This window comes from Sulfitobacter pacificus, from assembly GCF_030159975.1.
Classification (GTDB): Bacteria; Pseudomonadota; Alphaproteobacteria; order Rhodobacterales; family Rhodobacteraceae; genus Sulfitobacter; species Sulfitobacter pacificus.
The window spans coordinates 873,844-888,123 of record NZ_BSNL01000001.1; the positions used below are offsets into that span (position 1 = coordinate 873,844).

General features: G+C 58.3%; 9 protein-coding genes and 1 tRNA gene. All 10 read right to left on the bottom strand.

What is annotated here, in order from left to right; genetic code table 11:
• Positions 1-643 precede the first annotated feature (643 nt).
• The 10 genes from QQL78_RS04385 to QQL78_RS04430 all read right to left on the bottom strand — a co-directional run bounded on the left by QQL78_RS04385 (position 644) and on the right by QQL78_RS04430 (position 14,239).
• Entirely contained in the window at positions 644-4,213 is a 3,570-nt protein-coding gene (locus QQL78_RS04385; RefSeq protein ID WP_284370930.1) for a DUF4214 domain-containing protein, read from the bottom strand.
• A gap of 259 nt (positions 4,214-4,472) precedes the next feature.
• Positions 4,473-4,994, bottom strand: coding sequence for a UGSC family (seleno)protein (locus tag QQL78_RS04390; protein WP_284370931.1), 522 nt, complete (start codon positions 4,992-4,994; stop codon positions 4,473-4,475).
• A gap of 24 nt (positions 4,995-5,018) precedes the next feature.
• Entirely contained in the window at positions 5,019-6,581 is a 1,563-nt protein-coding gene (locus tag QQL78_RS04395; RefSeq protein WP_284370932.1) for a TlpA family protein disulfide reductase, read from the bottom strand.
• 65 nt (positions 6,582-6,646) lie between these two features.
• Positions 6,647-6,740 (bottom strand) — tRNA-Sec (locus QQL78_RS04400).
• Positions 6,741-6,753: 13 nt separating this feature from the next.
• Positions 6,754-8,649: a selenocysteine-specific translation elongation factor gene (gene selB, locus QQL78_RS04405; protein ID WP_284370933.1), complete on the bottom strand. Its 1,896-nt coding sequence runs from the start codon at positions 8,647-8,649 to the stop codon at positions 6,754-6,756.
• On the bottom strand, positions 8,646-10,037 hold the full coding sequence (selA, locus tag QQL78_RS04410; protein WP_284370935.1) for an L-seryl-tRNA(Sec) selenium transferase: 1,392 nt from the start codon (positions 10,035-10,037) through the stop codon (positions 8,646-8,648). Before selA ends, selB begins: the two co-directional genes overlap by 4 nt.
• A gap of 60 nt (positions 10,038-10,097) precedes the next feature.
• A complete protein-coding gene (locus QQL78_RS04415; RefSeq protein ID WP_284370937.1) occupies positions 10,098-11,093 on the bottom strand; it encodes an ABC transporter ATP-binding protein in 996 nt (331 codons plus the stop codon).
• Positions 11,090-12,091 (bottom strand): ABC transporter ATP-binding protein, encoded by a 1,002-nt coding sequence (locus QQL78_RS04420; RefSeq protein WP_284370939.1) that lies wholly within the window; start codon positions 12,089-12,091, stop codon positions 11,090-11,092. Before QQL78_RS04420 ends, QQL78_RS04415 begins: the two co-directional genes overlap by 4 nt.
• Positions 12,088-13,230, bottom strand: coding sequence for an ABC transporter permease (locus QQL78_RS04425; protein WP_284370941.1), 1,143 nt, complete (start codon positions 13,228-13,230; stop codon positions 12,088-12,090). Before QQL78_RS04425 ends, QQL78_RS04420 begins: the two co-directional genes overlap by 4 nt.
• Positions 13,231-13,234: 4 nt before the next feature.
• Complete coding sequence (locus QQL78_RS04430; RefSeq protein ID WP_284370944.1) at positions 13,235-14,239, bottom strand: ABC transporter permease; 1,005 nt, start codon at positions 14,237-14,239, stop codon at positions 13,235-13,237.
• Positions 14,240-14,280 lie beyond the last annotated feature (41 nt).

The following is a 14,280-nucleotide window of genomic DNA, read 5'->3' on the forward strand; positions in this document are numbered from 1 at the left end:
GCGGGGCGATACCCTGCCGTCGCATCATGTTGAGGGGGGAAAGCCTGGCTCTTCCGCAGGATTGGAAGAATACGCAACCAGGGTTTTCACGGCCAGAGAAACGCCCACCCAAACCTGGATCAAACTTTGCGGATTGAAGGAGAAAACGCAGCACTACTGAATGAATGTCGAGCAAGTGATCGAAAATAAAACGATTTTATCTGCGGCAGGGAAGATGGCACAAGCACGCCTGCGCAGTTCCACCCACCCCTTGTTTCGTCTGCCGAGGTTTATGCGGGGTGTCGTTTTTAACTTGGCTATGCAAGGGCGCATCGCGATCCCGCGCCGATGCCCAAATTTAACGCGGCAGACCGATGCCAGCCAGAGTGGGCCAAACCCCATCAGTGCAGGGGGCCAGTTTTCCCTCTTCTTGCCCCCATGAAAGGGCGGGCGATTCTTTCGCCTTGATCTGCCGTTCGGTGTGGCAGTGCCGGGAATGGTCAAAATTGCGGAAACAAACATGCGGCTGTGCGAAACGCGGGGGAGGTTATCTCCCTTGCGGTATTCGCGGCACGAAAGCGCGGGGCCCTGAATGCCAAAAGGCCCCCGGGCCATTTAAGGCAAAGCCCTCATAATAGCAGAGGAACCTCAATCATAGGGCCTCTCACCACCAAGCGGGTTCTTCCAGCACACCGACCAGCGGCATCAGGAATTCATCTGTCCCGCCCTGCAATAGGTCGTCCACCATACCGATGGCACGATCAAAGCTGGCGGCGCTGCCGTCGAACATGGCCATCGCAGTTTGTGCATTGGATACATCTGACATGCCCCTATGCACCGAGAAATAGGCACCGATGTCGGTTTTATCTGACAAAAACTGCCTGTCCGCCTGTTGTTGCGCGGCAAAGCTGTCCGACATTTGTGTTTGCGGCGGATTTTTTGTGCCGTCCAAAAGGGCAAGGATGAATTGCCCACGCGCCACGGCACCAGTCTCAAGCGCGTTGATCCAGAAGTTAAAACCCGCCGCATCCGCAGTGCGCCCCAGAACGTTGTGATAGACGGCTGTGGCAAAACTTTCGACATCCATGGATGCAGGATAGGTCTGGCGGGTTTCCTGCTGATCGATGAACAGCTCCGCAATTTCCTGCAGGCTTGTACCATTGGCAAAGGCTGTGCCCCAAAAGTTAAGCCCGATGGCATCCGGTGCCCGGTTAAAATAGGCAATGTAAAGCTCGATAAAACTTTCCATTTGCGCCGCACTCAGCCCCTGGGTGCCGGTGAATTCAGGCACGGCAAGTCGGGTGGTGCCGTTGTTTTGCGATGGGTCGGCGAACAGCAATTCCTCGATGTTGACCAACAGGTCGGTGCCATCCCCATCTGACCGGCGGTCTTCGATTACGATCCCATTGTCCCTGAGGTTAAGCGTATAGTTGCCCTGTTGGCCAGAGAACTCTGCGCTGTCCCAGCCGCTCCCGCCATCCAGCCGGTCATTTCCACCGCCACCGCGCAGCAGATCGTCACCGGCAAACCCGAAAATTTCATCCGCGGTTTCGGTGCCGTTTAATGTATTGTCACCGCCGTCACCGTTCAGGACCTCGGCAGGCGTGCTGTCGGGCGGGGGGGGGACATAGCCCTGGCTGTTTTTCTCGCCCTTGGCAAAGGTGTCGAGGAAATCCTGCACTGCGTCCATCCGCGGATTGTCATCGTCAAGGTGGCGCAGATGGCCCCAGCTGCCGTGAACTGTGGCGCGATCAACGGCGGTATAGGCGTTGAAAAGGGTGCCACCGACATCGACCCATGTTTGAAACAGCTCTTGATATAACCGGCCCATACCGGCGGTGTAGTTGAGATGGGAAAAGAACTCGGTCAGGGTCGCATTGCCGTGCCAACCGCCAACGCCGACGATATGGGTGCCCCCTTCATACATGACAAGTTCCAGCCCCGCCGCATCCGCCTGTTCCTTGTGATAGGCAAAGAGCCGCGCCAGATCAGCCAGCGACCCTTGGGGATCGCCGCTGACGGAGCCGTCGCGCAGCTCGCGAATGGCCAGCGTTGTTGCGTGATCAAAGCGATGTGCCTCGACATAGGCGTCGTGGGCACGCCCGGACAGCCCCTGCGCATTGGCCGCCGCCTGCGCCCGGGACAGGCTGTCGTCCAGCCAGCGTAATACCATGTTGCCCTTGTCACCCCGGCCCAACCCGCCGTCAAAATAGCCGGTGATTGCATAGGCATCAAAGTGGTTGGACGGGGCCACGCGCCCTGCGGGATCTTCGGCAATCCAATCTGGTGCGTTCAAAATCGCGTCTTCCAGCCCCAGCCATCCGGTTTGCGTGGTGATCACCTTGACCACATTGGGATTATCCGCGCCATACACCTCGTCAATGATCTGGGCCATGGTCACCGCGTCACCGGCATAGTTTTGAACCCAGGCCGAACCGACACCGGGGAACCGTGCCTGACCCTCAGTATCGGCATCCCGTGCCTGCTGAAACTGCCAGTTCCAGACCTCGTTCGAGAATTCGAAATAGGGGGTCAAACCCGCCTCAAGCGTGTCGCGCACCTCGCTGACAAAGGCGCGGATATATTGCGGTGTGGCAAGATGAGGCAGGGTGAACCAGGGATCAGTGTTGGTTTCATTGGCAAGACGGATCATGACGTCCAGCGGTGCACCTTTGCTGACCCATGAGGCATCTGCGCTTTGCGGCATGTCCCGTGGCGAGACGATGGTGGAATCATTGGTGTTCATCCAATCCATGAAACGCAGCGCATGGGCGTCCTCAATGATGTCCACCCATTTCGGATTGAACATCGCCCCGGCATCGAAGGCCGCTGTATGCTGTTCATGAACCACGGAAATATTGCGGATGTGGTTGCCGTTGTTGGCCGGGTCAGTGGACAGAATATCAAGGGTAACCAACCCGCGCCCATCCGGGCTGTAAGAAAACCACGCCTCGTTCTGCCCATAGGTGACGTCATAGGCGGCAAGCCCGATTTCCAGCTCACCCCGCCCGTCCCATGTGACACGGTAGCGGCCCGCCGCTTCGGTCATTTCGGCGGGAAATTCGGTCAGGATCAATGTGCCGATCTTGTCGAGGCCAGCAGGAATATCCGTGGGCCAGCCATTGCTGTCCAACAGCCCCTGCGCCGCCAGCTCTTCGTTTTCCATGCCACCCCATTGGCCATTGCGATGGCCGAAGAACGGTCGGGAGGATTTGAAAGCATCCAGAAAGGGCGATGCCGGTGCGTAATCCGCAATATGGCTTAAGCCAAAGCCAAGCCCGACAGGGATATCCCTGTCCGACCCGCCACCGTTTGTCGGTGGCGGGGGCGGTGGTGTTGGATCAGGCCGAGGTTGCGGTTGAGGGGTAGGTTGCGGGTCCGGTATCGGTTGAGGATCAGGTTGCGGGTCTGGCTGTGGATCAGGTTGCGGATCTGGCGGTGGGGGGGGTGGCGGGTTTCCACCGCTGTTGCCGCCGGTGCCGTCACGGTCATACTCTGCCAAAGTCTGATCAATGACTGTATTCATGGCCTGCGCGAGGGCGGCGCTTGGACCGTCATAGGGTGTGCCCCAAACTGAATATGTATTCAGCGGCAGGGTGGCGGCATCGGCTCCGGCGACCACTTCCGCCTGCAGGGCGGAAACGAACCAGATGCCGGTTTCATTCAGGTGAATATTGTCGGAAAACAGGTCCCGAATGCTGTTGAGGCCGGGCACCTGTCCAGCCTCAATTGCATCGTGTAGATTGCCAAAGGCCTGACCAGCCGGAACAAGAAACGCCTCTGCCGCGCCAGAGGGTGCATTGTCATTCACATGGTCGATAATCCCTTCCCACTTTGACAGGTCGCTGGCAATCTGTGCCCGCCACGCGGAGGTACTTGCGCCGATTTCATGCCAGGTTTCATACAGATAGAAACGCGTGTCGGGATTGGCACTATGGGCCAGATCGAAGTAGCGTTTGGCGTAGCCTTGGCTGTCGTTCCACATGATCTGATCGTCAAGCGGGATCGCCTCTGTCAGAATGACCGCGTCATAGGCACCGCTGGGAAGCACATCGCGTGCATTCACACCCTCAGCCCCATGCCCGTTGTTCCAGTTCCAGATCAGCGGGGCGCCGTTGATGATCTGATAATCCGCCCGCATGGCGAACCCCTGATCAGCCATGAAACTATTGAACATGGCGGGCATATCCGGCCCGACCAGACTGTGACCGATGAATAGCGCCTTACCCGGCATAGAATTCCCCTAGATTTGCACCGCCACGTACTGTCCTGATGGGCAGTCGAGGCAGGGAAGTCATAGGAGCGGGGTCTTAATCGCAAGTTAAGCGGAATGGAGATTTGTTCTATTTTTGTTCAAGATTTTAGGCGCATTTTGCATAACGCAAAACTTGCGGTAATTTGCTAAAATTAAAGGAGTTTTCGTACTTTCAGGGCGGAGGTTCGTCCTGACAAAGAGGGCGCGGCTGTGCAGCTGTCACTGCCGCGCCCGAAAGCTAGTTCCTGGTCAAAGCGGTAATAACCTGCTCCAACGCCTCGCTTGCTTTGATACGCATTTCATCGTCGGTGGCATCCTGTATCGGATGAGGCACCAGAATATAACGTGCATCCTTCATGCCAAGCGCTGCCTTTTGCGCTTCGGCGGCTTCGCCAAACTCGCTGGAGGCGAGAAAAACCGATGGGATTCCCTGGATTTCAAACCAGACTGTGTCGTGCATACTGCACGTCGTACAGGAACCTCAGTCGGCCAATGCTTCCAGCACCAGATCACAGCTATCGCGTATTTCGTGACGCAGTTCATCCGGGCAAGGTTTGGTAAAGGTTGGCTTTTTAAACCGACGCAGGGTCACGTCAGGTGCCTTTTCGGCCAGTAGTTTCTCAAGCTCGTCCAGCATGACATCGCCGCGCGGCTTGCTGATGTCCAACAGGCCGATGACACCGGACAGGGCACCGGATCGTTTGGTGATCTGGCGTTCTACCGGGGTGCGTTCGTCTGTTGGGTCCAGAATTGTTACCATTGAACTCCTCCTCTCGGGATCAGCTTAGCCGAGGTCGATCTTCTTGGAAACTGAAAGTGATCCGTTCGCGCCGCTGACCCAGCCGTGAAAGGCAGAGGAGAACTTGCCAGCCTCGGAACCTGCGACAACGATATGAATAAAATCTGTGCTGGCGAATTTCGAAACGGTGGCGGCGGCCTTGCTGCCCGCCGGTGCCGCCAGTGTATCGTCGCTGCGTGATTCCGCAGTGGGCACGGCGGTCACCTCCTGAATGCGGGCGCGCAACCGCTCTTTGGAGTACAGCCCCGCGCGCATCAACGTATCCACATGCTCGGGACAGACCACAAGCAGGGCATCCACCGGCAGGTTTTTCATTTTAGGCGAAAACACACCCTCAAGCCCAAGCCCCAGAGACTCCGCAATCTGATCCGGTTCTCGGGACGTTTGATCGACGATATGCACAGGCCCACCGGTCATGGCAAAGACAGTGACCACGGAATCTTCGGGTTGAAACCCGCGTTCCACATGCAGCGCAGGCCAGCCGGCACGTTCTTCATATTCGGCAAAACACATGGTGAACTTCATCGGATTGCCAAGGGTGGAGCGTTCAACACCACCCGCTGACGCGCCCCCGATATTGCGCACCACAAGGCGCACCGCCCGCCCGATGGTGGCATTTGCACGGTTGCCGGCCCCCAATGCGCCCAGCTTCATATTCATGCCGATTTTTTCGCGGATGGGGCCGTTGACCACCATCACCGGGGCCGCGCCCATGGTGGTTGCCGTGACGCCATGTATGTTGAACTCATCGGTGCATATCGCTTCGACGGCGGCGATCACGACGGGCAGGTATTCCGGTTTGCATCCGGCCATCACCGCATTGATCGCGATCTTTTCGATTGTCGCCTCACCCATGTTGGGGGCCACGGTTGCGACTACCTCCTGTGAATCGCGCCGGGTGCCCGACAACATGCGCATCACCCGCTCGGGCGTGGGCGGCACCAATGGCAAGCCATCCGAAAACCCCTGATCGAACATGAATTCGGCCACATCGTCACTGCTGGCCACTTCGATGCGCCTTGCGCGGATCGGGCTGTTCTCGGCCTCTGCTGTCAGCCGGTCAAACACCGAAGGGTCAAGGTGTTTGGAACCGCAGCCGGGGCGCCAGGCGGGCAGGCTGGCCCAGTCGACCTGTGCGGCGGGCAGGGCGGTTTCAGCACTTAGATCAGCGGCAAGAGCTTCCCAATCAGTGCGGATAAACCCTTCAAAATGCGTCCGGCTGTCGCCATTTGCATCAAGCCAGAACACCGATGGTACGCTTTCGATGTCCCAGTCAAAGGCCGCTTTACAGGCGGTGTCATCCAGCACGGGCATCGAGAGATCGTGGCGCTGGGCAAAAACGGCATTCTGGGCACCGGACTGGGCAATCAATATGACCTCGACTTTGCTGCCATAGGCCCTGTGAAATGCCTCAAGCACCGGAGCGGCGGTATTGCAGGTTTCGCAGTCCTCTTTGACAAAGCAGATTAGACTGGTCCGCCCGGAGGGAAAGCTGTGGTGTTGCCCGGCCAGATCGTTCAGCGCAAAGGTCAGCTTGGTATGTGTCATCTCTGTTTCCTTGCCATTTGCAATGCAGTGTTGCCGATTTCTATGCAATGTCCAGTTCAAGCCGCTGGCGGAGGTGGATGGGAATCGAACCCACCACACGCCGCAAGGCGCGTCCATGGTGTTGAAGACCAGGGAAGCCACCAGACTCCGGTCACCTCCAGATCCTGTCAGCCTATCCCTGCGTATCGGCGGGGGGAACCGTCTTTGCAGTCATCCGGCGCAGATTGCCGTAGCGTACCGTTATGCCGATGCTGTCAAAATATTCCAGCACCGGCACAATGACCCGGCGGCTGGTGCCAAGGGCACTGCGTGCCTCGCCGGTGGTAAATCCCTGCTGCGCGGGAAAGATCTGGCGCAGATCGTCCGCGGCCTTGCGCAGGGTGTCATTATGAAACAGCAGACGTTGTTTTAGCGCGACATTCTGCAGGCCCAGCACAAGGCCCGCGTCTATCAACAGGGCCAGAAGGTCCGTATCGGTTTCATCTGCCGTGATCTCGGATGGGCCGGTCAGGGCCGCCTGAGCGATGGTGATTTCAACTTCGGCCATTCTGGCCCGCAGTGTATCATCAAGCCGGGCCAGCGGATCATGATCAAATATCGCAATTTCACCGTTTCGTTGCCGAATCTGCTGACCTGTCTGCAAGGCGTCCAGCGCAAAGCGGCACAGCACCGGTGCCATTTTGCGGGGCAGGACATCCTGCTGCGGGGCAAAGCGGCGCAGCGGGTAGCTTTGATGATAGCCTGCAAGTGCCGAGAGGATGCTTTCCTTACTGGTCTCCAAAGCTGCCTGTGGGGCAATTGCATCTGCCGCTAAGCGGATAAAGCTGGAGCCCAGAACCCTTTCAACATCCACAGGCGCAAGGCGTGACAGGCGGGCAATGTCACCGGCTGCGCAGATACCTTGACCCGCAGAGCATAGGGCGCGTGCAATCTCTTTTGCATCGCCAGCCAATGCTGCCTGCAATATCTGAACCCTTGCTGCATCGCGCGATTTACAGGGCACTGCCTGCGGGTCCAATACAACCGCGCCGCCGATGGTTTCTGCCGGCGACAAGCGGCGCAGCACCATGCGCTGACCGGCATACCCGACCACCGGAGCCTTGAACCGCAGCTGCGCAAAACCGGACTGTGCCACCCCAAGCTGACCACCGCCGAACAGGCGCAGTCTGGCCACGGCGCTGCGGGTACCAAGGAACACCCGCAATTCCTGCATATGCTTGAGGGGCCGCTTTCTGTCCGGTGGGAAATACACGTCCACACAGGTGGAAGGCCGCGCCACATCCCGCGCACAGAGCACCGCGCCGCGTGGGACATCCGCAACGGCGACACCGCGCAGGTTTGCCGCCACCCTTTCACCGGCCCGAATATGGTCGCGGGTTTCGCCACGGCTTTGCAGGCTGCGCAGGGTGACGGGTTGGCCATCGGGCTGCAGGGTGACCCTGTCGCCAAGGTGCAGATCACGGCCCTGCAATGTGCCGGTAACGATGGTGCCAAGACCGGATAGGGAAAAAACGCGGTCAATTGGCAGATAGCTGTCCAAAGGGGCGGCACTGGTGGCGGGGTCATCAATCAGCGCCTCAATCGTCGCATGCAACGTGTCAATGCCCGTACCGCTTTGGGCAGAGCACAGGACTAGGGGCGCATCGGCAAAAGCGGTCTGCGCCAGCCCTTGCCGGATTTCGCCCAGCCGTGCCTCTTGCTGTGGAGCCGCCAGCATGTCCGATTTGGTGACGGCAATGACGCCCTGCGTGATGCCCAGCAGCCCTGCAACCTCCAGATGTTCCAGAGTCTGCGCCGCGATCCCTTCCACTGCAGATATCACTACCAAAGCGGCCCGTGCCCCGGTGGCCCCGGTGATCATCGCCTGAATAAAGTCCGCGTGTCCGGGAGCATCGACAAAATCGACCACACCATTTGGATAGCTGTGATGGGCAAAACCCGCAGTGATCGACAAGCCGCGCGCCTTTTCCTCGGCCAGACGGTCGGTCTCGATCCCCGTCAACGCCCGAACAAGGGCGGTCTTGCCATGATCCACATGGCCGATCACAACCATGCAATAGGTATTCATCCCGTTGAAATCTGTTCAATAGCAGCGGTGAGTGCGGGAAGTTCCCCGTCCCAGACCGTGCGCATGTCCAGCATCACGTGATCCCGTTCAATGCGCACGATTATCGGAGTTTGATACCTGCGCAACGCTGTGGCCAGATCATTTGCAGACAGGGCGGGCAGGCGCAGCGAAACTGCGAAACTGGGCAATGCCTGTTCAGGCAGGCTGCCACCGCCGACATAGGCGGCGCTTTCATGCACAGCGACCTGCACCCCGTCAAAAGCCGCGAGCGACCCTGCCAGCGACCTTGCACGGGTTTCGACCTGCGCCAGAGGGGCGGCCAGCATTTGCAGCACCGGCACGGTTTTCACAGGATCAAACGGAGGGCGGTATAGCCGCAGGGTTGCCTCAAGCGCGGCCAGCGACAGCTTGTCCACCCGTAATGCCCGCATCAACGGGTGCGCCTTGAGCTGCGCAACGATATCAGCACGGCCCGCGATGATCCCGGCCTGTGGCCCGCCCAGCAGCTTGTCGCCAGAGAACGTCACCAGATCAACACCGGCCTTCAGGATATCCGCGACCACAGGTTCATCCGGCAATCCGTAGGGAGCTAGATCAATCAACACACCGCTGCCCAGATCCTCCATTAGGATTACATCATGCTCGGCCGCCAGCTTGGCAAGGTCGCGCCGGTCCGGGCTGGCGGTGAAACCGACAATCCTGAAATTGCTGGTATGGCTTTTCAGCAGAACAGCGGTATCCGCGTCAATTGCACTGGCATAATCTTCAACCCGCGTCTTATTGGTGGTGCCCACCTCGCGCAGGGTTGCGCCGCTTTGGGCAATCACATCGGGCAGGCGGAAGGAGCCGCCAATCTCGATCAGCTCGCCACGTGATGCCACCACGTTGCGCCCGCCCGCCGTGGCCATCAGGCTTAGCAGGACAGCCGCCGCGCAGTTGTTAACGACCACGGCCGCTTCTGCACCGGTCAAAGCGCAAATCAGAGTTTCGACATGGCTATGGCGTGATCCGCGTTTCCCTGTGGCAAGGTCCAGTTCAAGGTTTGAGGGCGCACTCCCGATCCCCTGCATTGCCGAGATGGCCTGTGATGCCATGCGCGCGCGGCCCAGATTGGTATGGATCAGGATGCCTGTGGCATTGATGACCGGCTGGAAGACCGGTGCGCGGGTCGCATCAATCTGCGCGGATAGGGTCGCGGCGAATTCGACGCTGGTGAAATCGGGAAAACGGGCAGACTGCCCCGCCAGCAGAGCCGCCCGCAACGCTGCAATGATCTGGCGCAGGGCGGTTGTGGCCTCGCTGTGGCTGTAGCGTTGGACCACTTCAGCGATGTGGGGCTGTTCCAACAGGGCCTGTATCTGCGGAAGCTTGGAAAGGTCGTTTTGCATATCACCCCATCATATGCGGGGAAGTGATGTGCCCTGCAAGGCCGGGTAGGATGTCGATGCTCAAACGGCAAGCTCTTTCCAGCGATGACAGGCAACGTGATGCTCCGGCCCTGCGCTCTCTAGCGCTGGCTCTTCTACCCGGCAGCGGTCAATCGCCATAGGACAGCGGGTCTGGAATTTGCACCCCGGTGGCGGGTTGGTGGGCGAGGGGATTTCACCCTCCAGCTTTTGCGCCTTGCCCCGATCATCAGGGTCCAGCGAGGGGATCGCCGAGAGCAGGGCCTGTGTGTAGGGATGGCGTGGGGTTGAAAACAGCGTGCGTGTCGGGGCGGTTTCTACCAGTCGTCCCAGATACATCACCGCCACATGATCGCAAACATGGGCCACTACGCTTAAATCATGGCTGATGAACAGAAAGGTCAGGCCCATGTCCTGCTGAATGGCCTTGAGCAGGTTCAATACATCCGCCTGAATCGATACATCAAGGGCAGCAACGCTTTCATCAGCAACGATAAACTTCGGGGCAGAGACAAGGGCCCGGGCGATCGAAATACGCTGGCGCTGGCCACCGGAAAACGCATGTGGGAAGCGGCGCAGATGTTCGACGTTCAGCCGGCATTTGGCGGCAATCTCGCGGACACGCTCATCGGTTTCCGCGCGTGATTTGGTCAAGCCCATCACCTCAAGCGGTTCTGCAATGATGTCGCGCACGGTCATACGCGGGCTGAGCGCGGCGTAAGGGTCTTGAAAGATCAGCTGCGCGCGGGTGCGGTAATCCTTCAGCTCTTTCTTGCCGAGGTTTTTCAGGGAATAGGCGACCTCGCCATCGTCAAACAACACATCGCCTTTGGAAATCGGTGCAGCGCGCAGCATGGCGCGGCCCAATGTGGTCTTGCCCGACCCGGATTCCCCGACAAGGCCAAAGAAACTGCCCGGCGTTATCTCTATGCTGACGTTTTCAACCGCCCCGACATAGGGTTTCGGCCCCAGAAGGCTGCCGCGCAGCGGATAATGCACAGAGAGATTTTGCGCGGTGATCAGGGGTTTGTCGCTCATGAGGCATCCCCTTGTGGGTCATGTAAGTGGCAGGCGGCGGCATGATCGCTGTCCACCCGACTAAACCTTGGCACCTCCGCGGCACAACGTGGGCCCATCACCTCTTGGCAGCGGGTATGATAAACGCAGCCGGAAGGACGTTCAAGCGGCGAGGGGATGTCACCGGGTATCGGTGTCAACGGGGCGTCAATGTCATCGAGCGTGGGCAGGGCGGCCAGCAATCCACGGGTATAGGGATGGGCAGGGCGGCGGATCACGTCGCGCACCGTGCCTTGTTCGACCAGTTTGCCCAGATACATCACCGCCACCTTATCTGCGGTCTGCGCGATCACCCCAAGGTCGTGGGTGATGAAGATGATGCCCATGCCAAATTCGCTGACAAGGTCTTTCATCAGGTCAATCACCTGCGCCTGAATGGTGACATCCAGCGCTGTTGTCGGTTCATCCGCAATCAGCAACCTTGGCTTGGTGGACAGGGCCATGGCAATCATCGCCCGCTGCCGCATGCCGCCCGAGAGTTCAAAGGCATATTGGCCAAAGCGAGTCGAAGGGTCAGAAATGCCAACCCGGTCCAACATTTCAACCGAGACTTCCTTGGCCTGCGCCTTGGAGAAACTGGTGTGAATCATCAATTGCTCCACCATTTGTTCCCCGATTGAAATCGCAGGCGCAAAGCTGGCCATTGGCTCCTGAAAAATCAGCGAAATCGCCCCGCCGCGCACAATCTTCATTTCGGTGTCGTTTTGCAGGGACATCACATCGACAGGCCCGTCATCAAGATGCAGGGTGATCTTGGTATCCGGCCCATAAACCGCATTGCGCGGGTTCAGCTTCATCAGTGATTTGGCAGTCACGGATTTGCCCGACCCGGACTCCCCAACCAGCCCCATCACCTCGCCCGCCTCAAGGCTGAAAGACACATCATCCACCGCGGTGATGCGCCCCTCGTCCGTGTCAAATTGCAGGGTCAGGTTTTCGACGTCAATCAGCCGGCTCATTTCTTGGTGTCTCCGTAGGGGTCAGCGGCGTCGCGCAACCCGTCACCGACAAAAACAAAGGCCATGACAAGCACAATGAAAAACAGCACGGGAATGAAATACCATTGATAATTCAACAGAACATCCGCGCTGGTGACGTTTTGCAACATCACGCCCAGCGAATTCACCGGGTCCTTCAACCCCAGCCCGATAAAGCTGAGCGCGGTTTCCGACAGCACCATATAAGGAAAGGAAATCACCAGATCGACGATGATATAGCTGGTGAAACTGGGCAGCAGATGTTTACGGATCACATGGCCTGATGAGGCCCCGCAAAGCTGTGCGGCCAGCACATATTCCTGAGTGCGTTCGGTCAGCAGATGTGTGCGCACGCGGCGGGCAAGGGTGGGCCAGCCGATAAAGCCAAGAATGATCGAGATAAAGAAAAACCTTTCTTCCGCGCTCCACGTGTCGGGGATGAAGGCGGCCAAGGCCATGAATAGTGGGATCGGCGGAATGGTGCGCACCGCATCGGTGACCATTTGAATAAAAGAGTCGACCCAACCGCCGTAGAACCCCGATATGCCGCCAATGATCAACGCCAGCACAAAGGCGATCAGCACGCCGATGGTGCCGACCGCCAGCGAGGTATTGATCGCATGAAAGGTGCGCGAAAAGATATCCTTGCCGGTGGAATCCGTGCCGAACAGATGGATATACCCCTCGTCCAAGCCAAACAGATGGGTGTTGAAGGTCATGAAAAAAAGTTCGTATTCAGACCCTTCCACGAAGAATTGTACGTACTGACGCTTGTCCGTGTTAACGGTTGTGACCCAACGAAAGTTGGTTTTCGCAGAACGTTCCCGTTCCAGCGCATAGACAAACGGGCGCAGGGAACATCCGTTGTCATCGCAAAATTGCGGGATGGTGGGCGCACCGTTCAGATAATCCTTGTCCCGTCCGGCAATGGTTGGATCGTAAGGGGTCAGGAAGGATGCGAATATCCCTGACAGGATCAGGATCACCAGAACCCAGGCCCCGACCATCGCGGCCTTTTGTTTCTTGAAACGGGCCCAGATCAGCTGTCCCTGACCGGCGGTGAAATATGCGTCTTTTGCGGTTTGATCGACGGCAGCGTCGTAGATATTTGTCTCTGTCATCTCTTTATCCCAATATGCTGCGGCGGATGCGGGGGTCGACAAGGGCCAGCGTGATGTCGGTGATAAAGTTGATGGCCACGATGCTGGCGGTGAGGAAAAAGATGATCGCACCGGCCAGCTGTTGGTCGTTGGACCGGGCAAGGGCTTCGATCAGCAGGGAACCCGCTTCGGTCAGGGTCAGGATCAGGGCGACAATCGGCAATTCGTTGAAGATACGGTTCAGATCAAACCCCAGTGAATTGATGATCGGGCTCAGCGCATGGCGGGCGGGATAGCGCAGCAACAAGCGCCGCCCCGAGACGCCGCGCGCGGCTGCGGCGGTGACGTAAAGCTTGCTGATCTCATCCGACATCAGGGCGCGTACAGTTTGGATCGCAAAGGCGGTTGCGGACCAGCCAAGGATAAACACGGGCAGCCAGACATGGCTGAGGAAATCCTTGATCCTGGGCCAATCCCATGGCGCATCCCGAAACTCCGGGGAAAACAGACCGGTCAGGCTGTTGCCGAAAAAGACGGTGGAAAACAGCATGATCATCAGCGCCAGCAGAAAGTTCGGCAAGGCCAGACCAAGGTAGCTGACCAGCCGCAGACCGTTGTTCAGAAACGGGTTGCGCGATGTTGCCGCGATGATGCCGACCGGGATTGCGATGAGATAGGCAAGAAACAGGGAGCCAAGGCAGATGCCGATGCTCAACCATACTTTCTGACCCAGTAACTGGTTGATGTTCAGGCGCAGGATACAACTGTCGCCAAACTCACCCTGAAAGGCCCCGAATATCCATTTCACCCAGCGCTCAAAGAACGGGCGGTCAAGGCCTAGGCGGATGCGTTCGGCTTCGATATCCGCGACAGAAATCTGCGCGCCCTGCGAGTTTTTGAAAGCGAGGTAGCGTTCGGCGCAATCGCCGGGCACCAGCTCCATCAGTGAAAATACGATAAAGGAAACAAGGCAAAGCGTGAAAAAGGCAAGGACCGCGCGAATGCCCGCAAACCGTAAAAACTGAACCATCCCTAATTGCGCCCCCGCAGCAGATGCGCCCTGTTTCGGGC